This is a genomic window from Pseudomonas sp. P1_F7 (assembly GCF_056405655.1).
This window is the reverse complement of sequence record NZ_JBFUBR010000013.1, coordinates 50,237-71,913: the sequence shown is the minus strand read 5'-3', so window position 1 is coordinate 71,913 and position 21,677 is coordinate 50,237. Positions and strand designations below refer to the sequence as shown.

17 protein-coding genes are annotated in these 21,677 nt (G+C 59.6%); 8 read left to right on the top strand and 9 right to left on the bottom strand.

The features are described 5' to 3' along the window. Window positions 1-5 precede the first annotated feature (5 nt). From AC1D1M_RS19805 to groL, 3 genes are all read left to right on the top strand, one after another. On the top strand, window positions 6-482 hold the full coding sequence (locus AC1D1M_RS19805) for an FxsA family protein (RefSeq protein ID WP_477776929.1): 477 nt from the start codon (window positions 6-8) through the stop codon (window positions 480-482). 248 nt (window positions 483-730) lie between these two features. Then, window positions 731-1,024 carry a co-chaperone GroES gene (locus tag AC1D1M_RS19800; RefSeq protein ID WP_007985847.1) on the top strand — a complete coding sequence of 98 codons (294 nt, stop codon included), beginning with the start codon at window positions 731-733 and terminating at the stop codon, window positions 1,022-1,024. Between the two features lie 49 nt (window positions 1,025-1,073). Next, window positions 1,074-2,720, top strand: a complete 1,647-nt coding sequence (gene groL / locus AC1D1M_RS19795; RefSeq protein ID WP_150728305.1) for a chaperonin GroEL — start codon at window positions 1,074-1,076, stop codon at window positions 2,718-2,720. Window positions 2,721-2,862: 142 nt separating this feature from the next. Here groL and AC1D1M_RS19790 read toward each other — a convergent pair whose 3' ends face one another. Continuing rightward, window positions 2,863-3,606 carry a phosphatase PAP2 family protein gene (locus tag AC1D1M_RS19790; RefSeq protein WP_477776928.1) on the bottom strand — a complete coding sequence of 248 codons (744 nt, stop codon included), beginning with the start codon at window positions 3,604-3,606 and terminating at the stop codon, window positions 2,863-2,865. A gap of 54 nt (window positions 3,607-3,660) precedes the next feature. Continuing rightward, window positions 3,661-5,610, bottom strand: coding sequence for an LTA synthase family protein (locus AC1D1M_RS19785; protein WP_477776927.1), 1,950 nt, complete (start codon window positions 5,608-5,610; stop codon window positions 3,661-3,663). 202 nt (window positions 5,611-5,812) lie between these two features. Here AC1D1M_RS19785 and colR point away from each other — a divergent pair, with 202 nt between their 5' ends. From colR to AC1D1M_RS19760, 5 genes are all read left to right on the top strand, one after another. Beyond that, the gene (gene colR / locus AC1D1M_RS19780) at window positions 5,813-6,496 is read left to right on the top strand and encodes a two-component system response regulator ColR (RefSeq protein WP_007985839.1); all 684 of its coding nucleotides are present in this window, start codon (window positions 5,813-5,815) and stop codon (window positions 6,494-6,496) included. Continuing rightward, on the top strand, window positions 6,486-7,754 hold the full coding sequence (locus AC1D1M_RS19775) for a sensor histidine kinase (protein ID WP_477776926.1): 1,269 nt from the start codon (window positions 6,486-6,488) through the stop codon (window positions 7,752-7,754). Before colR ends, AC1D1M_RS19775 begins: the two co-directional genes overlap by 11 nt. Before the next feature lie 160 nt (window positions 7,755-7,914). Continuing rightward, a complete protein-coding gene (locus AC1D1M_RS19770) occupies window positions 7,915-8,583 on the top strand; it encodes a class I SAM-dependent methyltransferase (RefSeq protein ID WP_477777074.1) in 669 nt (222 codons plus the stop codon). 4 nt (window positions 8,584-8,587) lie between these two features. Beyond that, the gene (locus tag AC1D1M_RS19765; RefSeq protein WP_477776925.1) at window positions 8,588-9,301 is read left to right on the top strand and encodes a lipopolysaccharide kinase InaA family protein; all 714 of its coding nucleotides are present in this window, start codon (window positions 8,588-8,590) and stop codon (window positions 9,299-9,301) included. A 2-nt stretch (window positions 9,302-9,303) separates the two neighbouring features. Next, window positions 9,304-9,531: a hypothetical protein gene (locus tag AC1D1M_RS19760; protein WP_015096670.1), complete on the top strand. Its 228-nt coding sequence runs from the start codon at window positions 9,304-9,306 to the stop codon at window positions 9,529-9,531. 99 nt (window positions 9,532-9,630) lie between these two features. Here the strand turns inward: AC1D1M_RS19760 and AC1D1M_RS19755 are convergent, their stop codons facing one another. From AC1D1M_RS19755 to AC1D1M_RS19725, 7 genes are all read right to left on the bottom strand, one after another. Beyond that, entirely contained in the window at window positions 9,631-12,657 is a 3,027-nt protein-coding gene (locus tag AC1D1M_RS19755; protein ID WP_477776924.1) for a multidrug efflux RND transporter permease subunit, read from the bottom strand. Window positions 12,658-12,670: 13 nt separating this feature from the next. Then, entirely contained in the window at window positions 12,671-13,819 is a 1,149-nt protein-coding gene (locus AC1D1M_RS19750) for an efflux RND transporter periplasmic adaptor subunit (RefSeq protein ID WP_477776923.1), read from the bottom strand. Between the two features lie 201 nt (window positions 13,820-14,020). Next, window positions 14,021-15,121 carry a DUF1513 domain-containing protein gene (locus AC1D1M_RS19745; protein ID WP_477776922.1) on the bottom strand — a complete coding sequence of 367 codons (1,101 nt, stop codon included), beginning with the start codon at window positions 15,119-15,121 and terminating at the stop codon, window positions 14,021-14,023. Window positions 15,122-15,135: 14 nt separating this feature from the next. After that, window positions 15,136-16,200: an imelysin family protein gene (locus AC1D1M_RS19740; protein WP_477776921.1), complete on the bottom strand. Its 1,065-nt coding sequence runs from the start codon at window positions 16,198-16,200 to the stop codon at window positions 15,136-15,138. 27 nt (window positions 16,201-16,227) lie between these two features. Continuing rightward, a complete protein-coding gene (locus AC1D1M_RS19735) occupies window positions 16,228-17,655 on the bottom strand; it encodes a di-heme oxidoreductase family protein (RefSeq protein WP_477776920.1) in 1,428 nt (475 codons plus the stop codon). Between the two features lie 291 nt (window positions 17,656-17,946). Further along, entirely contained in the window at window positions 17,947-19,281 is a 1,335-nt protein-coding gene (locus AC1D1M_RS19730; RefSeq protein WP_477776919.1) for an imelysin family protein, read from the bottom strand. Window positions 19,282-19,534: 253 nt separating this feature from the next. Beyond that, window positions 19,535-21,586, bottom strand: a complete 2,052-nt coding sequence (locus AC1D1M_RS19725; RefSeq protein WP_477776918.1) for a putative bifunctional diguanylate cyclase/phosphodiesterase — start codon at window positions 21,584-21,586, stop codon at window positions 19,535-19,537. Window positions 21,587-21,677: the final 91 nt, after the last annotated feature.

Below are 21,677 nucleotides of genomic sequence, written 5' to 3'. Positions count from 1 at the left end.
ATTTGATGCGCCCTTTTTTGTTGCTCTTTCTGCTGTTCCCGGTGTTGGAGCTGTTCGTATTCGTCCAGGTGGCAGGGTCTATCGGGTTTTTCCCGGCCCTGCTGCTGATCATTCTCGGTTCGATGTTCGGTGTGTTCGTGCTGCGCGTCGCCGGCCTGGCCACGGCCCTGCGTGCCCGTGAGAGCCTGAGCCGCGGTGAAATGCCGGCCCAGACCATGCTCGAAGGCCTGATGCTGGCATTGGCCGGTGGCCTGTTGATTCTTCCGGGTTTCATCAGCGATGTGATCGGCCTGTTCATGCTGCTGCCGTTCAGTCGTCGCCTGCTGGCGGGTAAAATGCGCCAGCGCGCCGAAGAGCAGGCGATGCGTCAGCGAGCGTTCGCCGACGACCTCCAGGCCCGTGGCGGCCCGGTGCCTCGCGAGCCGCTGGGCCGTGAGCCCAACGTGATCGAAGGCGAGTTCGAACACCGCGATACCAAGTAATACGCACATCGACACGGCACCTTCGGGTGCCGTGTTCGTTTGCGGGGCAGCGAACTGAAATTTTTTCGATCCCCGCCCTTGTAATAAGCTTATGCGCCCTTATGTAACGGTCACCGCAAGGTTTCTGGCGAACACGCCAGACAGACTTCCGCGGTTCGCTTGACGAACCGCAACCGGCACCGCCGGCCTTTGTTAAACCCGCCGGGAATACACCGGCCGATGAAAACCACAATTAGGAGAGATCGACAATGAAGCTTCGTCCTCTGCATGACCGCGTCGTCATCCGTCGCAGCGAAGAAGAAAAGAAAACCGCTGGCGGTATCGTCCTGCCAGGTTCGGCTGCTGAAAAAGCCAACAGCGGCGAAATCCTCGCTGTCGGCACCGGCCGCGTACTGGAAAACGGTGAAGTGCGTGCACTGTCCGTGAAAGTGGGCGACAAGGTTGTGTTCGGTCCTTACTCCGGCAGCAACACTGTGAAAGTCGACGGCGAAGACCTGCTGGTAATGAGCGAGAACGAGATCCTCGCTGTTATCGAAGGCTGATTTCCCGCTCATTTTCCCGCTACTACAAAGTATTTAAGGAATATCGATCATGGCTGCTAAAGAAGTTCTGTTTGGCGATTCCGCCCGCAAGAAAATGCTCAAAGGCGTCAACGTCCTGGCTGACGCGGTAAAAGCGACCCTGGGCCCGAAAGGCCGTAACGTGATCATCGAGAAGAGCTTCGGCGCTCCGACCATCACCAAGGACGGCGTTTCCGTCGCCAAAGAAATCGAACTCGAAGACCGTTTCGAAAACATGGGCGCGCAGCTGGTCAAAGACGTTGCCTCCCGTGCCAACGATGACGCTGGTGACGGTACTACCACCGCTACCGTTCTGGCTCAGTCGATCGTCAACGAAGGCCTGAAAGCCGTCGCTGCCGGCATGAACCCGATGGATCTGAAGCGCGGCATCGACAAGGCGACCATCGCCATCGTCAAAGAGCTGAAAAACCTGTCCAAGCCATGCGCTGACACCAAGGCAATCGCTCAGGTTGGCACCATCTCGGCCAACTCCGACAACTCCATCGGCGACATCATTGCCGAAGCCATGGAAAAAGTCGGTAAAGAAGGCGTGATCACTGTTGAAGAAGGCACTGGCCTGGAAAACGAACTGTCGGTTGTAGAAGGCATGCAGTTCGACCGTGGCTACCTGTCCCCGTACTTCGTCAACAAGCCGGAAACCATGGTTGCCGAGCTGGACAACCCGCTGGTTCTGCTGGTCGACAAAAAGATCTCGAACATCCGCGAAATGCTGCCAGTGCTGGAAGCCGTTGCCAAAGCCGGCCGTCCACTGCTGATCGTTTCCGAAGACGTTGAAGGCGAAGCCCTGGCGACTCTGGTCGTGAACAACATGCGTGGCATCGTTAAAGTCGCAGCCGTCAAGGCTCCAGGCTTCGGCGACCGCCGCAAGGCCATGCTGCAGGACATCGCCGTTCTGACCGGCGGTACCGTTATCTCCGAAGAGATCGGCCTGAGCCTGGAAGCAGCCACCCTGGAAAACCTGGGCAGCGCCAAGCGCGTGACCATCTCCAAGGAAAACACCATCATCGTTGACGGTGCTGGCGTAGCAGGCGACATCGAGTCCCGCATTGCTCAGATCCGTGCTCAGGTTGCCGAAACTTCCTCGGACTACGACCGTGAAAAACTGCAAGAGCGTCTGGCGAAGCTGTCCGGCGGCGTTGCAGTGATCAAGGTTGGCGCTGGTTCCGAAGTAGAAATGAAAGAGAAGAAAGCCCGCGTTGAAGACGCCCTGCACGCAACCCGTGCAGCCGTTGAAGAAGGCGTGGTACCTGGCGGTGGCGTTGCGCTGATCCGCGCTCTGGAAGCAATCCTCGACCTGAAAGGCGACAACGCCGACCAGGACGTGGGTATCGCCGTTCTGCGTCGTGCCATCGAAGCACCGCTGCGTCAGATCGCTGCCAACAGCGGTGACGAGCCAAGCGTTGTGGTCAACGAAGTCAAGAACGGCAAAGGTAACTTCGGTTACAACGCTGCGACTGGCGAATACGGCGACATGATCGAAATGGGCATCCTGGACCCAACCAAGGTCACCCGTTCCGCGCTGCAAGCTGCATCGTCGATCGGCGGTCTGATCCTGACCACCGAAGCTGCTGTTGCTGATGCACCGAAGAAAGACGGCGGTGCTGGCGGCGGTATGCCAGACATGGGCGGTATGGGCGGCATGGGCGGCATGATGTAAGCCAGCCTTACCCCTGTACGAAAAAACCCCGCCTGCGAAAGCAGGCGGGGTTTTTTATTGCCCGGACTTCAATGTTCACATCGCTCCCACAGGGAACTGCATAAATCCTGTGGGAGCGTGGCTTGCCCGCGAAAGCGTCAGATCAGGCGCCGACAGGTTCTGCAGTGGCCTCGCGTTCAGCCCTCAAAGCCGGTCGATACAGAACGTAGTAATACGACCCCAAACAAATCAGCCAGCAGAACACCGCCGTCCACACGTTGTGCGAGAAGAAGTGCGCGCCCTGCATCATCCGCCCGATGGAGAACACCGAGCCGAGGGCGAAGGCGAAGACAAACGCTGCGCGAGCCATGCGCGGGCGACGGTCACGCAATACGAAAAACAGGGCAAACAGGGTGAAACCGGTGGCTGCATGGCCGCCGGGCCAGCAACGTCCCGGTTTTTCGGTGTGCGGGCGAGGGCTCAACAGTTCGCTGTACGTCTCGTGACCACCGAACTGCTCAAGGCTCCATGGGCATTGCACCGCGGTCACTGCTTTCATGGGCGTGACAAAGGAAGTCGCCAGGCCCAGGGACAGCACCAGGCAACCCAGTTCGCGCTTGAACGGTTTGAGCCTGGCCATGAAAAACGAAGCGATGTAGCCGAGGATGGCGAACACCGAAAATGCAATGACTACCTGCTTGGCGCGGGTATGCAGGATGTTTTCCAGGAAGTAACTGTGCCGTCCGATGAAGTCACCCGCGACCGGGTCGTAGAACAGCTTGGCAAGGTCCATGTCCAGTGAAGTCAGTTCGAGCAACACCAGAATGATCGCCGCAACGGCGGGAAGCCCCAGGCACACCCAGAAGTTGAGCGGGCGAGGAGCAGGACGGACAGCGGTTGATGACATGGTGGATCCTGAACAATGGAAAAAGCCCCGGGGCATCAGCCCGGGGCGATTCGGTTAACGTTCGCCGACTTGACCGGCACCCTCCTTGGGCGCCTTCCAGCCAAGCAGCTGTTGCTTGAAGCCATAACTGGCGGTTTGGTAATAGGTGATTGCGCGGGTAATCAGCGGGTCATCGGCACTAGACCGGGACTCGCGGCTTTCGGTCAGCGCTTCATCGTGACGACGCAATCCCTGGCGAGGGCTCAAAATTGCCAGGTCCTTGCCGTCGAACAACCCCAGGTGCTGGTAGTTACCGACCACCACGCGTGGAGGCAGCGGGTTGTCCTGCAGCAGGTTACGGCCAAAGAACGTCGATTCATAATCCAGATTGAGCAGCCCGAGCAAAGTGGGCGCGAGGTCAATCTGGCTGGCCAGCTGTGCCGTTTCCCGAGCTTCGATCAACTTGGGCGCATAGATGAACAGCGGAATCTGATAGTTGGCGATGGGCAGGTCTTCCTTACCGGCGCTGCCTGCGGTGTGGTCGGCGACAAAGACGAAGATTGTATTGTCAAACCACGGTTTTTGACGGGCCTGATCAAGGAACTGACCAATGGCGTAGTCGGTGTATTTCACTGCGCCGTCACGGCCGTTACCGGACTTGATGTCGATCCGGTTGTCCGGATAGGTGTAAGGGCGGTGGTTGGACGTCGTCATCAGCTGCAGCAGGAATGGCTGCTGCTTGGCATAGTCGGCATCGGCCAGTTTCAGTGTCTGGTTGTAGAGATCCTCGTCAGCCATGCCCCAGGCATTCTTGAAGTGAATCTCCGACTCCTCGACGCTGCTCTGGTCCACGACGCGGTAGCCGTTGCCGCTGAAAAACGCATTCATGTTGTCGAAGTAACCGCGGCCGCCATAGACAAACACACTGTCGTAGCCCACGGCATTGAGTTGCTGGCCAAGGCTGGCAAAGCCGCTTTCACGCCCCACGCGCTTGACGATCGAGCGACCGGGTGTCGGTGGGATCGCCAGGGTGATGGCTTCCAGGCCGCGGTCGGTGCGGGTGCCGGTGGCGTAGAAATTGTTGAAATACAGGCTCTGCTTGCGCAAGGCATCAAGGTAGGGGGTCAGGTTACGGGTGTCACCGTTGCTGCCCATGTACTTGGCGCTGAAGCTTTCAATAGTGACCAGCACGATGTTGGGCTTGCGCGGTGCGCCCGGGTTATCGATCTGCCGACGAATGTCCTGCGGGTCCTCACCCACGAAGCGGGCATTGGGTTCTGCCAGTTCGGCGCGAATCTGTTGGGCAACCACGGCCGACGGCAGTGTGCTGTAGAACTGCGGGTAGTCCAGTTCGTTGTTGCGGAATGCCGCGAAGAATTGATACGGGCCATTGCTCGCCAGTTCGTTCTGATAGGCATTGCCGCCCTGGGCGCGCGGGGCATCCTGGCTGAGCAGTTGCATGCTCAGGCCGGCGACGATCAACAAGCCGAGTGCATTCAGCAAGCGGCCACGCAGCGGCGGCAACGGCGCATCGAGTGCAACGTTGAACGCTTTACGCAATGCAAGACTCAGAACCACGGCCAGCACGGCGAGGATGCTCAGCAGCGTGCCGATCGGGTACGACTCAAGCAGGTTGTTCAGTACTTCGTCGGAATACACCAGGTAGTCGACGGCGATGAAGTTGAAGCGCACGCCGAATTCATCCCAGAACAGCCATTCGGCCACCGAGGTGAACAGCATCGCGAACAGACTGACCGTCAGCAGGCCTTGAAGAAACCAGCGGTGCCCGCGACTGCGCCACAAGGCTGGCGGGCACAACAACAGGTAGAGGCCCATGGGCAGCGCTGCGTAAGCGATAAAGCCCAGGTCGTAAAGCAGGCCGATGCCGAATACCGACAGGAAGCCGCTTCCGGCCTCATCCAGATGCGTGAGGAGCAGGACTGTTCGAGTCAGAAAAAATATTGCCAGCCAGGTGCCGGTGATCAGCAGCAAAAAGCGCATGGGGGCTGTCTTCAAATAGTCCATTTTCTATATTCCTTATTATCAATCGCGTGACAGTCTTCACTGGCCGCTGTAGTCAGCGTGTGAATCGATAGTGAAAAACTTGTCAATCATACCTTTCAGTTGATCGAATTGATTCACCCATGGCCTTCCCCTAGCCGTGGGCCACGCTTGGCCTTAAGCTGCGCGGGCCAAGACGGCCGTTACTGTGGACCGAGAGATACCCATGCGAATTCTACTGGTTGAAGACAACCGCGATATCCTGGCCAACCTGGCCGATTACCTGGGGCTCAAAGGCTATACCGTGGATTGCGCACAGGATGGTCTGTCTGGTCTGCATCTGGCGGCCACCGAGCATTACGATTTGATCGTGCTCGATATCATGCTGCCCGGTATCGATGGCTACACCCTGTGCAAGCGCCTGCGCGAAGATGCCCGCCGGGAAACGCCGGTGATCATGCTCACGGCCCGCGACCAACTGGATGACCGTCTGCAAGGCTTCAAGTCTGGCGCCGATGACTACCTGATCAAACCGTTCGCCCTGTCTGAGCTGGCGGCGCGTATCGAAGCGGTCATGCGCCGTACCCAGGGCGGCGGACGGCGGACCTTGCAGGTCGGCGACCTGAGCTATGACCTCGACACCCTGGAAGTCACTCGCGAAGGCCGGTTGCTGAAACTCAACCCGGTCGGCCTGAAGCTGCTGGCCGTGTTGATGCAGAAAAGCCCGCATGTGTTGCGCCGTGAAATTCTTGAAGAAGCGCTCTGGGGCGACGACTGCCCGGACAGCGACAGCCTGCGCAGCCATGTCCACCAACTGCGCCAGGTGATCGACAAGCCGTTCGCCAAGCCATTGCTGCAAACCGTGCACGGTGTGGGGTATCGCCTGGCCGAGGGGCGTGATGGAGTTTAAGCAGAGCCTTTCTCAACGAATCATCATTGCCTTTGCGCTGATGAGCGCACTGGTGGCGGGTGCCTTTGCCATGGGCATCGTGGCGACCGTGCACCTGGTGGAAGAAAAACTGATTTCGGCAGGTCTGGGCGGCGATTTGCAGCGCCTGTTGCTGATGGACAATGTCACGGACTGGAGCCATCGTCCCGAGCCGGACCAATTGTTCTACTTCAGCAGCGGACCGGGTGATTTCAGGCTGCCCAAGGATTTGCGGCACCTGGAGCCGGGTTTCCACGAAGTGTTCCGTGAAAACCTGTCGTACCACGCCATGGTCGAAATCGTCGACGGCCGACGGTACGTGCTGTTGCAGGACCAGAGCGACTTCGAAGAGCGTGAGCGGGTGCTGTTTGCCGTGGTGCTGGTGGGTTTCGTACTGAGCCTGGCGCTGGCGGTGTTTCTCGGCTGGATCCTGGCACGCAAGGTCATGGCGCCGGTGGTGCGGCTGGCCCGCCAGGTACGCCATCGCGATCAACTGCTGGGTTTGGCTCCCCCTTTGGCGCCGGATTATGCCGCCGACGAAGTGGGCGAATTGGCCGTGGCCTTCGACGCTACCCTCGGGCGCTTGCGTCAGGCCCTGACCCGCGAGCGGTTGTTCACCAGCGACGTCAGCCACGAATTGCGTACGCCCCTGATGATATTGGCCAGCTCCTGCGAGTTATTGCTGGAAAACCCTGGTCTCGATCAACGCGGTCGCGCCCAGGTCGAGCGCATCGCCCGGGCATGTGAAGAAATGCGTGAGCTGGTGCAAACCTTCCTGATGCTGGCCCGTGCCCAGCGCGAAGACGCCAGCATGTCGCCGCAGCAGTCCCTGGGCCAGGTAGCCGAGGGCCTGATCGGTCTGTGGCGCGAACCTATCGAAAGCAAAGGGTTGGAACTGATCTTCGAACCGGGCGACCCCGAGGCCAAGGGCTACAACGCGACGTTCCTGCATGCGGTAATGGGGAACTTGCTGCGCAATGCCTTGCATTACACCGAACAGGGCTTCATCCGCCTGACCCTGACGGGCACAGGCTTTCTGGTCGAGGACAGTGGTGTGGGCATTCCCGAGGAAAAACGCGAGGCGATGTTCGAACCCTTCGTTCGGGGCAACGAAAAGCGTGGAGAAGGCCTGGGCCTGGGGCTTTCACTGGTGCAGCGGATCTGTGAAAACCAGGGCTGGAGCGTCAGCCTGACAACCATGGAACCTAGTGGCTGCCGTTTTCAGGTGGAGTTGTCCTGAATTTGATCAGTTGAGTCGGGCGTTCAGCAAACGCTACCTATTCTGTAAAACTCTGTAATATTTTTGGGTTTCCCGTGACAAAATTTTCACAAGTGGATGACCTGTCGCCGACACCCCAAAACCTAAGGTAGTTGCTATCAGAAGTTCAGGAGACCTGATGATGGACGGCCCGATCAAGCTCGATTTTTCAGAAAAGTACGACGATCAACACGCCCAACGCTATTTGCGCAAACACCAGGAAGGTCTCGGCCGTCGATTGTCCCATTGGCGTGACGAGCAACTGGCGCGTAAGGCGCTGGCCCTGGTTGGCGAGCCTGGTCTGGTCCTTGATTTGCCGTGCGGTGCAGGGCGTTTCTGGCCCTTGTTGGCGGAAAAATCCAACCGCGTGATCATCGGTGCCGATAACTCGCAGTCCATGCTGAAGATCGCAACCCAGGCGCAACCTGCCGACGTGGTGAAACGGGTACAACCCTTGCACACGTCTGCATTCGACATCGCCTTGCCGGGCAACGCCGTCGACAGCATTTTTTGCATGCGCTTGCTCCACCACATCGGTGAAGCCGAGCATCGCATGGCTATTTTGCGTGAATTCGAGCGCGTTTCCCGTGACAGCGTGATCCTTTCGCTGTGGGTCGATGGCAACTTCAAGGCCTGGAAACGCAAGCGTTCGGAGAAAACCCGTGGGCAGGAAGGTTACCAAAACCGGTTTGTGTTACCGGTCGCTACCGTAGAAAAGGAGTTTGAGCAGGCGGGTTTCCGCATCCAGGAACAACTGGACTTTTTACCGCTCTATGCCATGTGGCGAGTTTACGTATTACGCAAGAGGTAACAGGATGGCAGTGCAGTATGCAGCAGAAACGGAAGTCGCTCCCCAGGACCGCTTCGATTACTTTTGGAATCAGCGCGGTGAATGGGTGGAAGAACCCAACGTCCGTCGCGGTGGGGAAAGCGGCGTTCAACGAGTGATGGGCAGTGATGGTCAGCTGCTCTATGTCAAGCGCCAGACCGGGCATATCCATCGTAGCTGGCAGCACCCTTTCGGTCGGCCTACGGTTATGCGCGAGCATGCCGCGTTCATCGGTGTGAACGAGCTTGGCGTACGGGTTCCGCAAATCGTTTTCTGCGGCGCACAGCGCGATCCTGTGCACAAATGGCGTGCCTTGCTGGTCACCAAGTCACTGGACGGCTTCGAGGAAATCGATCGCTGGTACGCCGGTGGCGGTCGCGAGCGTCATGGTGAAGCCATAAACGAACGAGTGCTCAAGGACCTGGCGGAAAACCTGGCTCGCATGCACAAGGGCCGCTGGCAGCACGGTTGCCTTTACGACAAGCACGTATTCGTTCGCGTGACCGGTGAGGGCGAGACGGCCAAGGTCGAAGTGGCGCTGATCGATCTGGAGAAATGTCGACAGCGTTTGACCGCCAATCGTGCAGCTGTCCATGACTTGAAGCAGTTGCGTCGCCACTCGTCGTTCAGCGAGGCAGACTGGAAAAAGCTCGTCTATTTTTATGAGACGGCGTTTGGCAGCGCCATCAAGGGTTTATAGCGATGAAACTCGAAATTGCACGAGGTTTGTTTCTGGTAGGAGCCTTGGCAGTTGCATCGATCGCGATGGCAACCTGGGAGCAACCGCGCCCCCAGGTTCTCAGCTCGATAAGCGCAGAAGAACATTGTCCATTACCACGGGTTGCAAAGGCATCCGTGGCCACCCGACCCGATCATGACTTATTGTTGTTCATGTTCGGACTTTCTCAGGGATTGAGGCCACAAAGTTGAACCGATTGAAGCCCAAATGAAAGGCCTCGCTGATGCGAGGCCTTTTTTTATGCCCTGACTTTCAGTACAACAGGTTCGTCTCCTACAGATACATCTGTTTCAGCGCTTATCGGGTTTGGCCAGCAACGTGTAGATGCAGGGCAACACAAACAGGGTGAACAACGTGCCGATCGACATGCCCGTCGCGATGACCGTGCCGATGTCGAACCGGCTGACCGCGCCAGCGCCGGTGGCGATGATCAATGGCACCATGCCGAACACCATCGCCGCGGTGGTCATCAAGACCGGGCGCAGGCGGATGGCCGCCGCTTCCTCTACCGCTTCGCGTGCCGTCAGTCCCTTGTCCTTGCGTAACTGGTTGGCAAACTCGACGATCAGAATGCCGTGCTTGCTGATCAGCCCGATCAACGTCACCAGCCCGACCTGGGTGTAGATGTTCATGCTCGACCAACCCAGGAACAGCGGAATCAATGCGCCGCAGATAGACAGGGGAACGGTGACGAGGATCACCAGCGGGTCGCGGAAGCTTTCGAACTGGGCCGCGAGGACCAGGAAAATGATCGCCAGTGCCAGGGCAAAGGTGACCCACAGTGCGCTGCCTTCCTGAACGTACTGCCTCGATGCGCCGGCGTAGTCGAAGGCAAAACCGGCGGGTGCCTCTTCCCGGGCGATCTGGCGCACGAGGTCGATGGCTTCCCCCATGCTCACCAGTGGCACGCCGGACAGGATGGCCGAGTTGAGTTGCTGGAACTGGTTCAGCTGTCGCGGTCGGGCACGGTCGGTGACGGTGATCAGGGTCGACAATGCCAGCAGTTCACCCTTGGTGTTTTTCACGTAGTAATTGTTCAGCCAGTCCGGGTTGTCGCGGAACGGTCGCTCGACCTGGGCAATGACCTTGTAGCTGCGACCTTCGATGGTGAAACGGTTGATCTCGGCTTCGCCCAGCAGGGTCGCCAGGGTTCCCCCCAGATCCTGCATGGAAACCCCCATCTGCGCAGCCTTGGCGCGGTCGATATCCACCACCACTTCCGGCTTGTCGAAGGCCAGGTCAACGTGGACAAACGCAAACTTGCCGGATTCCTTCGCCCGTTTTTTTACCCGGTCGACCACCTGCAGCAGCAATTCGTAATCGTTGGCGGAGTTGATGACGAACTGGAACGGCACGCCTTCGCCGGTGCCCGGCAGGGACGGCAGGTTGAAGCCGAAAATCTGCAACCCCGTGATCTTTTCCAGTTTGGCCTGCACCTCGGGCAGGATCGCCATTTGCGTACGGCTGCGCTCGTTCCATGGCTTGAGCAGGAAACCGCCGATACCCGATTGCACGCCGTTGAAACCGTTGATCTGGAATGACGAGTAGTACTCGGGAAACGCCTTGAAGATCGAGACGAACTCGTCGGTGTAGGTGTTCAGGTAGTCGAGGTTGGTCGGTTGCGGGGCGTTGGCTATCATGAAAATGATGCCCTGGTCCTCATCCGGCGCCAGTTCCGATTTGGTGAATTTGAGAAGGACCGGAATCAGGCACAACACAATCACGGCGAACACCAGCACCACCGGCCGGGTGTTGAGGGTGCCGTGAAGCAGGCTCTGGTAGCGACGCTTGAGGTTTTCGAAAATCATGTCCAGGCGATGGGCCAGACCACTGGGGTTCTCGTCGTGGCGCAGCAGAAACGCACACATCATCGGCGACAGGGTCAGGGCGACGATACCGGAAATCACCACCGCGCCAGCCAGGGTCAGGGCGAACTCCTTGAACAGCGCCCCGGTCAGGCCGGTCAGGAAACCGATCGGCGCATACACCGCCGCCAGGGTGATGGTCATCGAGACCACCGGCATGGCGATTTCCCGGGCGCCTTCAATGGCGGCGTCCAGCGGTGTCCTGCCTTCCTCGATGTGGCGGTGAATGTTTTCCACCACTACGATGGCGTCGTCCACCACCAGGCCGATGGCCAATACCATCGCCAGCAGGGTGAGCAGGTTGATCGAGTACCCCATCATCTGCATAAAGAACATGACGCCGATCATCGACAGCGGGATGGTCACCACCGGGATCACCACCGAACGCAGGGCACCGAGGAACAGGAACACCACCACGATCACGATCAGCACCGCTTCGAACAGGGTTTTCACCACTTCGTCGATCGAGGCCTGGATGAACAGGGTGGCGTCATAGGCGATTTCACCCTTGAGGTTCGGCGGTAGCTGGGCCTCAAGGTCCGGCATGATTTTGCGCACTTCCTTGATCACTTCCAGCGGGTTGGCGCCGGGTGTCGCCTTGATGCCGATGTACACCGAAGGGGTGCCACCGAACGAGCTGATGGTGTCGTAGTTTTCCGCACCCATTTCCACGCGCGCCACATCCCGTAGCAGCACACGGCTGTCGCCATCGACCTTGAGCGGAATTGCCCCGAAGGCTTCGGCGGACTTGAGTTCGGTATTGGCGTTGATGCTGGTGACCACGTATTCGCCTTTCACCTCGCCGGCGGCAGAGAGGAAGTTGTACTGGCGCACCGCGTTGGTCACATCGCTGGCACTCAGGCCGAAACCCGCCAGCTTCGCCGGGTCCAGCCACAGGCGCATGGCAAATACCTGGTTACCGAGGATCTCGGCTTCGGCCATGCCGGGCAACGTCGCCAGCTTGGGCTGGATCACCCGTGACAGGTAATCGGTAATCTGCGGGTTGCTCAATTCCTTGCTGAAAAAGCTCATGTACATCAGCACTGACGCATCGGCAGATTGTTTGCTCAGCACCGGGTCTTCAGCATCCTGGGGCAGCTGGCTCTTGACCTCGTTGGCCTTGGCCAGCAGTTCGGTAAACAGACGGTCGCTGTTGGCGCCGATGCGCGCGTAGATCGAAATCACCGAAAAATTCTGGCGACTCACCGAGGTCATGTAGTCGATGCCCTCGGCGCTGGCCAGGCTTTGCTGCATCGGTTGGGTGATGTAGCCCTGGATGGTTTCGGCGTTGGCCCCGGGGTAGGCAGTGGCCACCGTGATCAGGGCGTTTTCCATTTGCGGGTACTGGCGCAGCGGCAGCTTGCCCCAGGCCTGGAAGCCCAGCAGCACTATCAACAGGCTGACCACGGTAGCGAGAACCGGACGGCGGATGAACGGGTCGGTAAAAGCCATGGGAATTCCTTGATCAGTCCGCGCGTGGTGGGCTGTTCTGCCCGGCCAGGGTCTTGTCGTCGCTGATGGCAACGCGTGAGCCGTTATCCAGTTTGAGCTGGCCGGCGGTCACCACTTTCTCGCCGCTCTGCACGCCTTTGGTGATCATCACTTGCCCATCGCGGCGTTCGCCGGTCTCGACAAAACGCCGTTCGGCGATCAGCACCGGTTGGCCCTTGTCGTCCTTTACCAGACTGCCATCCTCGGCCTTCTTTGGTACGGCCACATACACCGAGTTGCCGTAGAGCGTGTAGGTAATCGCGCTTTCCGGTACCACGATGCGCGGTTGCGGGTCGGGCAGGAGCACCTGGAGGCTGGCGAACATGCCTGGAATCAACTTGCCATCGGGGTTGGCCAGGGTGGCGCGGACCTGCACGTTACGGGTGCTGTTCTCGACTTTAGGGTTGATTGCACTGATGGTGCCTAGGTACTCCAGGGTCGGATACGCCGCGACAATGACCTGCACTGGCTGGCCGAGCGCAATCTTCGGCACCGACTGCTCGGGCACAAAAAAGTCGACATACAGGCTACTGAGGTCTTGCAGGGTGGCGATCATGGTGCCGCTGGCAAGATAGTCGCCAACGTCTACCTGACGAATGCCGATGGTGCCGCTGAAGGGCGCGACGATGCTTTTTTTGCCGAGCGCAGCCTTGAGTTGATTGACCGTGGCCTTGGTCTTTTTCAGCACCGCCGAAAGTCGGTCGAACTCGCCTTTGGAAATGGCCTGGCTGCCGACCAGTTGGCTACCGCGACCGTAATCGAGCTGTGCCAGCCCGAGGTCGGCCAGAGCAGTTTCCAGCAGGGCACTTTCCACGGCGCTGTCGAGGCGCAGGAGTGGTTGACCGGCCTTGACCTTTTGCCCTGACTCGAACTGCAAATCGATGACGGTGCCATCGGTCTCCAGGCTCAGGTCCACGCCCTGCAATGCCTTGAGCGTGCCAACGGTAGGCAGGCGGGCTTGCCATGGGCGCTCGGTGGCGGTGGCCACGGCAACGCTGATGGCCGGTCTGGGTGCAGAGAAGCCTTGAACCATCGTGTAGATCGAGAAGGCTTTGTACGCGGCCAGGACCAGCACAATCAGTAGAACAACACCCAACATGATCAGCATGCGGCGACGCAGCATATCCAGTTCCTTGGAGAAAATCAGGTGAGACAGTGGGGGCACATTACCGGGAGTGTAGAGGGTAATCCAACTGCCGTTTTTACAGGTTGCGAGGTATTAGAGAGGTGAAAGCCGGAAAAGATTCGTCGTCTCGGGTCGCGCCTGCGGGGTGTACGTCATCCCGATGCAAGCGCGGCCCAAGGCGGCGATCTTTTTGATGATTCAGGCCATCAGATGCAGATGGTTGTCCCAGAGCCCTGCGGGTAGCTCCAGTGGTTTTGCGACGAGGTTTGTCTGGCGACAGTCGTAGTAGCGGCAGCGTCCCTGGCCCGAGGTCACGACAAAACCATCGGCCACGGCGCCGACCCCGGCGCAATCGGGCAGTGGCGCATCCAGGCGTACTTCACCGCTGTCCAGGTCCCAGATGAAAAAACGGTTGCCCCGCGGTGCAGTCAACGCCACCAGGCGCAAGTCGCTGTGTACCGCGACGCTGGCGGTGTAGTGCCCCATGGCCTGCAACTGGTGCTCGGGCACCGGGAACGCGACGAAGGGCTGACCGGGCCGCTTGATCGCCAACAGCTCCGACGACTCATGGGCCGCGCCCATGAACTGCTGGCTGGCGACGATGGTGCCGTCGCTGGCGATGGCCAGATGGCGCACGCTGTTCATCTGCTGGGCGAGGGTTTCCTTGCTCAGCAGGGTGCCGTCACGTTGCATCAGGACCAGGCTCGGTTCCATGGCGTTGAGGTTCATCTCCACCCGGCTTTCGGCCTCGGTGCGAATCCCGCCGTTGGCCACCACCAGGGTTTCGCCATCGGGCATCCACGACACCTGGTGCGGACCGAGGCCATGGGTGGAAATCTCACCGCTGTGCACCAGCCGTTCGCCTTCGAATCTGTACACGCCGAGCAGGCCGCGACCCGGATCGGTGGTGTCGTTTTCGGTGGCGTACAGCCAGTCGCCGCTGCGATGAATGACCGCGTGTCCGTAGAAGTGCCGGTTCGGCTGTGACACCACGGTTTGCAGGAGCGCGCCGTCGCGCAGGTCGATCAGGTAGCTCTCGGTACCCGGCCGGCGGGCGACAAACAGCGCAATCGGCAGTGTCGGGTGGTTGATGATGTCGTGGCACCGCTGGCCGACCCGGGTGGCGAACACCTGGGTGCCATCCAGTTGATAACCGACGGCGTAATGCTGGCCATCTGTATCGTCCCGTGCCGACAGCAACAGCGGACTCTTGTCCTTTTGCTTGAACAGCTTCCAGCCGCCCAGTGTCACTGCACCCAGCAGCAAACTACCTAATGTCAGAACCTGGCGTCGCAGCATGGAACTCGCCCTCATCAGTCACCGTCGTTGGCGTTGAAGCCCAGTTGGATGCCCAGCGCCTTGGCCAGATCGGCCTCGTGCAGGCGGTGGACGACGTTGAGGCTTTCGTACAGGTCGTTGAGCTGCTGGCGGCCGGCCTCGTCATTGAGCATGTCGGTCAGCGAGCGCTGGTTGCCGGCGAATAGCTTCAACGAGGCGGCGTAGGCCGCATCGATCTTGTCGGCCAAGGGTTTCTGCTCGCTCGGCAACAGGCTGCGCAGGCCTTTGTTATCCACACCTTCCCAGACTGTTTTGGCGGCCGCGAGGCTGGCTTCGAGGCTGGTCAGGGATGCCTGGCTACGCCATGCATCGGCCTGGAACGGTTGCGGCACACCCTTGCTCTGGCGGCCCATCGGTGTGCCGAGTTTTTTCTTCAGGGTGTCGATGGCCGTGACTTGAACGCGCAGCAGATCGGCGATCGCTTCGTGGGAGTCCGCATAACGCTGGTTCGGGAATTTGCTCATTTGCGCGAGCATGCCGTCGGTGTTGTTCCAGGTTTGCAGAATCTCTTCTGCCAATTGCTTCTGGCGTTCGCCGATGGCGATCAGCAGCGGGCAGTATTTGCTCTTCTGCTCAGCGTTGGCCACGTCAGGCTTGCTGTCGAACAGAATGTATTCGTAGGCCGAGAGACCCTGTACCACAACGCTGGACTTGGCCAGTGCAGCGGCATCGATTTGCGGCTGGGCGGTGACCAGTTGCTCGACCTGACGGCCGACCAGGTTTTTCTTGTCCGGCCAGAACTGCACTTGCCACGAACGGTTGCCTTCGGCCAATGGCCCGATCAGCAAGGGTTGCAGTTCGGCCCAGGCTTTTTGCGCGTGCAGGAAGTCGGCACGGGCCGTTTCCAGGGTTTCCTTGCCTTCGCAGTAGGCGAGGGCGCTGATCGCCAATTGACGGTCAGCTTCAACCCAGCGGGTGTAGGTCGGCAGGATCACCGACTTGGCGATGGCCGCCGACGTGACCGCTTGCGGGTCCTGGGGCGAACAGGCGCCCAGGGCGAGTGCGGCAAGGCTGGTGAACAACAGTTTGGGACGGAACATGTCGGGCTCCCGCGAGTGGAATGCGTGTTAAAGGGAATTCAGGAACGCCAGCAACGCAGCGCGTTGCTCGGCATTGAAAGACAAAACCTGTTGCTGCGCCGCTGTCGCCTCGCCGCCATGCCAGAGCACGGCTTCGAGCAGGTTGCGGGCACGGCCGTCGTGCAGGAACTGGGTGTGGCCGCTGACCGCCTGTGTCAGACCGATGCCCCACAACGGCGGGGTGCGCCATTGGCGGCCGCTGGCCTGGAACTCGGTACGGTTGTCGGCCAGGCCGTCGCCCATGTCATGCAGCAGCAGATCGCTGTACGGGCGAATCACTTGATTGGCCAGTTCAGGTTCGGCGGCGTTGGCAGCGGTGGTGTATTTCGGGGTGTGACAGGACTGGCAACCGGCCTGATAAAACAAAGTCTTGCCGGCCAGCACTTCTGGCGCGTTGACGTCTCGGCGGGCTGGTACGGCGAGGTTACGGCTGTAGAACAGCACCAGGCGCAGGATGTTGTCGCTGACTTCCGGCTCGCCATTGGGGCCGTTGCCACTCGGTGCCTGTTTGCAGGCCGTTTGCGCGTCCGTGCAGTCATCAATGGGTCTCAGGCTGGTCGTGAGGCCCATATCACCCGAAAACGCGTGAACATTTTGTTGATTGAGGTTCGGTTGTCCGGCTTTCCAGCCAAACCGTCCCAACACTGTCTTTTGTTGGGCGTCGTCCCACACCTGGTTCGGGCGTCCGGCGATACCGTTGTTCGCCTTGGCCTGTGCCTCGGCGTTGGCCAGGATCGCCTCGTCGGGGATCGCTTCGAGCAGGCCCAGGCCAATCATCGGCGGCGCTACACGCGCCGAGAAACGAGTGTCGGGGTGCATCGGGCCGTAGCCCAACTGGGTGATGTTGAGGCTTGGTTTACGCAGTTCGACTTCGGTGCCGTCCTTGAAGCGAACCGGCACGGCGGTGTAATCGACCCGCACTTTGCCTTCGGGGGCCACACCGGGTACGGCCATGTCCTGGAACTGACCGCCGTAGACGGGCTCCGGCACCACACCGAGCTGTTCGATGACCTTGGCATACGCCGGGGCGTCGGGAATCGACAGGCGCACCAGCATCGACACGGCATTTACATCGTCGGGAGTCGGCGGATGGCCGCGGCCGTCCTTGATGTGGCAGCCCTGGCAGGCATTGGTGTTGAACAATGGGCCGAGGCCATCGCGGGCGGTCGTCGTCGAAGGGGCGATCACCCAGGGGCTGCGGAAGAAGCTGTTGCCGACGCTGAAATCCACACGCCGTGACGGTGGCAGATTCGCCGAGGGCATGGAAAACGCATTCTGATCGGTCTTGTGCACCGTCGCACTGCCGCCGGAGCGGGCTTCACCAGGTTCGGCCTGGGTGAATTTCGGGGCGTCATCGCAGGCACTCAGGCCCAGGGCCAGCAACAGTGCGGACAAGCGAAGAGGCAGCGGGGGCATCAGACATCCTGCAAGACGAGCAAAACAAGGGCGCAAAGTCTAACAGGGGATGGGAATTTGAATAAGAGGAATTATCGTTTGCTTGATGTGAGGCAAGAGTCTATCTGTAAACCACGATCCCCTGTAGGAGCGAGCTTGCTCGCGATGGACGTGAACGGTGACGCGTGCTGTCTGGAAAAATGCGTTGCCTTCAAATTCATCGCGAGCAAGCTCGCTCCTACAGGGGGGCTCATCCGGGCAGGCAAGAAAAAGGCGACCCGAAGGTCGCCTTTTTCACTCAGCCAGCGTTGATCAGAATTCGTGATCAGCGTTGTCCGGGTTCAGGTCGTTGATGCCCAGTTTGCCAGCGGCGGCTTCGATCGAACCGGTCTGCTTGACCAGCGACGCGATAGCGTCACGGACGATCTGGTTGCCCGCGGTATTGCCGGCGGCGATCAACTGGTCGTAGTGCTCACCCTTGTTGGCGTGGTCGACCATGATCTGGATCTTGGCTTCGGTGGCGGCCAGGTCGGCTTTCAGCGCGGTGTCGGCAGCCGGGTCGGCTTTGGCCACCAGGGACGACAGGCTGGCGCCGGTCATTTTGGTGCCGTCGACACGGGTGTATTCGCCCAGGTACACGTTACGAATGCCCTTGGCATCGTAGAAGTGCGAGTTGTGGGTGTTGTCGCTGAAGCAATCCTGTTCGTCTTCCGGGGAGTTGGCTTCCAGGGAAACCTTCATGCGCTCGCCCGCCAGTTCGCCCAGGGACAGGCTGCCCATACCGAACAGCATTTTGCGCAGGCCGGACTCAGCCGGTTCCGCTTCCAGGGTGGCGCGGTAGTTGTCGGCCACGTTCGGCTTCCAGTTACCGACCATTTCTTCCAGGTCGCTGACCAGCAGCTGAGTCACGGACTTCAGATAAGCTCGACGACGATCGTTGTGACCGCCGGTAGCGCCTTTGCCTTCCAGGTAGTCCGAAGCCGGACGGTTGCCGGCGCCTGGGCCGGTGCCGTTCAGGTCCTGGCCCCAGAGCAGGAATTCGATGGCGTGGTAGCCAGTGGCGACGTTGGCCTCGGAACCGCCCAGCTCATTCAGGCTGGCGAGTTTTTCCGGGGTGATGTCTTTGACATCGACCTTGTCTTCGCCGATCTGCACTTCAGTGTTGGCGATGATGTTGGCAGTGGCACCCGGGTTGCCCAGTGCGTGTTCGTAGGATTTGTCGACGTAGTCGATCAGGCCTTCGTCCAGCGGCCAGGAGTTCAGCTGACCTTCCCAGTCGTCAACGATGGTGTTGCCGAAGCGGAACACTTCGCTCTGCAGGTAAGGCACGCGAGCGGCAACCCAGGCAGCCTTGGCGGCTTTCAGGGTGTCGGCGTTCGGCTTGGCGAGGAAGGCGTCGACGGCGGTTTGCAGGGTCTTCGCGGTGGATTCGGCATCGCTGTAAACGGCGAAAACCATGTCGGCGTAATGGGCGACAACGGCTTTGGCGGCGGCTTCGTCGACTTTACCGGCAGCAGCAGGCGCAGCCGCAGTGCTGGCAGCTGGCGCAGGCGCGGCCGCTTTTTCTTTGTCTTTACCTTCGCCGCAACCGGCGAGGGAAATAGCGATGGCCAACAGACTGGCGGTAGCCAGAGGCATACGAATCATGGCGAACATCCTGCTTCGATAGAGGGTGGAGTGGTGCGATGCGCACGCAAAACTGCGACATAATGCAAATCTTTCGCATTATGTGTAAAGGGTTGTACCTGGAAATATTTCTTATTCACAGAGCGTGGCTCGCGGCCTTGCAGGAGCGAGCTTGCTCGCGATGAACCTGAGAACAACGCGCTCATCCAGAATGAACGCGTTATCGTTCACGACCATCGCGAGCAAGCTCGCTCCTACAGGAGGGTTGTGTTTTTTACAAAATAGCGGCGTTACTGCGTTGGGCTTGCTTCAGGTATAGGCCCAGTTCCCGTGCCGGCAACGGCTTGCTGTAGTGATAGCCCTGACCTTCGTGGCAGCCTTCGGAAATGATGTAGGCCTCTTGCTCGGCGGTTTCCACGCCTTCGGCAATCACCTGCATGCCAAGGCTCTTGCCCAGCTGGATGATGGCGCGAACGATAGTTGCATCGTCGTCGTCATCGAGCAGGTCCTGGACGAAGCTCTTGTCGATCTTGATCTTGTCCAGCGGCAGGCTCTTGAGATAGCTCAAGGACGAATAGCCGGTTCCAAAGTCATCGATGGCGATCAGCGCGCCGGAGCGGCGCAGGCTGAGCAGGTGCTGGGCCGCCGTGCTGATGTCCTCCATCAGGCCGGTTTCGGTGACTTCCAGCTCCAGGCTGCGCGGTGGCAGGCGATACATCTGCAGCAGGTTGTTAACCACCCGTGGCAGTTCGGCGTGGTGCAATTGAACCGTAGACAGGTTCACCGCCATGCGCAGGTCGCTGAAGCCCTGGTCATGCCACTCGCGTAATTGTTTGCAGGCCTGGTCAAGCACCCATTCGCCGATGGCAATGATGGTGCCGTTCTGTTCGGCCAGCGGGATGAACAGGTCTGGCGGTACCATACCGTGCTCGGGGTGTTGCCAGCGAATCAGGGCTTCGACGCCCACCACGCGGTTATCGCGATAGCTGATCTGCGGCTGGTAGACGAGGTAGAACTGATTGCGGATCAGTGCGTCGCGCAGGTCTTTTTCCAGCTCGCGGCGACGGCGCATTTCGGTGTCGACGCTGGCGATATAGAACTGATAGCGGTTGCGCGAACGGGTCTTGGCCAGCGTCATGGTCTGCTCGGCCTTTTGCAGCAACTTCTCGGTACTGTCGCCGTCCTCGGGGAACAGGGTGATGCCGATGGTGGCGCGCAGGCGGATCTCCTGATGGTCGAGGGCAAACGCCGCTTCCAGATCATCAAGAATGCTTTGCGCCAGTTCGGCAGCTTCGTAGGGCTGCTCGATATCGGCCTGGACCAGGGCGAACTGGTCGCCACCGAGGCGGGCGAGGGCGCCCAGGCGACCGCTATGACCGCGCAGGCGATCGGCCAGGGCCAGCAACAACTGGTCGCCGGTCTGATAGCTGAACTGTTCGTTGATGCCCTTGAAGTCATCGAGGCCGACACACAACACCGCGACCCGGCGCTGCAGTCTGCCGGCGTCGATGAGGATCTTGTCCAGTTGCTGCTGCAATTGCTGCCGGTTCGGCAGTCCCGTCAGGAAATCGTACTGGGACATGCGCAGCAGGCTGTTTTCCGCTTCGTGGCGCAGATGGGTATTGCGTTCGATGGATTCGAGCAACTGGTTGGCGGTGTTGATCCAGATGCCCAGTTCGTTTTTCTCGTGCCCCTTGAGCAGCGGAATCTTGTGTTCGCTGGGACGATCAGGATTGATTTCCGTGAGGTGCTCGATGATCCGCGACAGCGGCTTGGTCAGCAGCCAGTGATAGACCAGATACAACACCAGCCCCATGGCGAGCGCGCGCAGTACGCCGGAAATGAAGATGATCACCGAGCTGACAATGAACCCCTGGCCGTAAGTGGCGGTATCGAGAGTGATGCTCAGATCGCCGTAATACTCGCTGTAAGGCCCGCGACCGACCAGTTGGGTGGTGAAGGTGCGTTCCTTGCCAAGAATCAGGTCGGTCAGCCAGCGACTGTGGGAGTGCTGCAACTCGCGGGATTTTTGCGCGAGCATGGCTTCGTTGGGGTGGCCAATGGAGGCCTGGCGCACAGCGTCGTCCTGAAACAGGCCTTCGATTACCTGCATGCCCATTTCCCGGTCCAGGCTATAGACAGCCTGGGTCGAGGGGTCGCGAAACATGTCGAGGATGCGCTGGGCATCGCTGGCGACGGCCTGGTGTGTTTTATAGGCATCGAACACAATCTGCGCGCAGCTCAAGACCACGCCGACGATCAATGCCGACAGGAGCACGACCCGGAGCAACTTCACCGACAAGCTGTTCTTGAGTTCCAGCTTCAAAGGGTTATTCCTTGTTCCGTGCGGGTAGCATCAAGTTGCCATGAGTATTGGCAATCCCGTGATGGCAGTCAAAGGGACAATCATCCCTGGG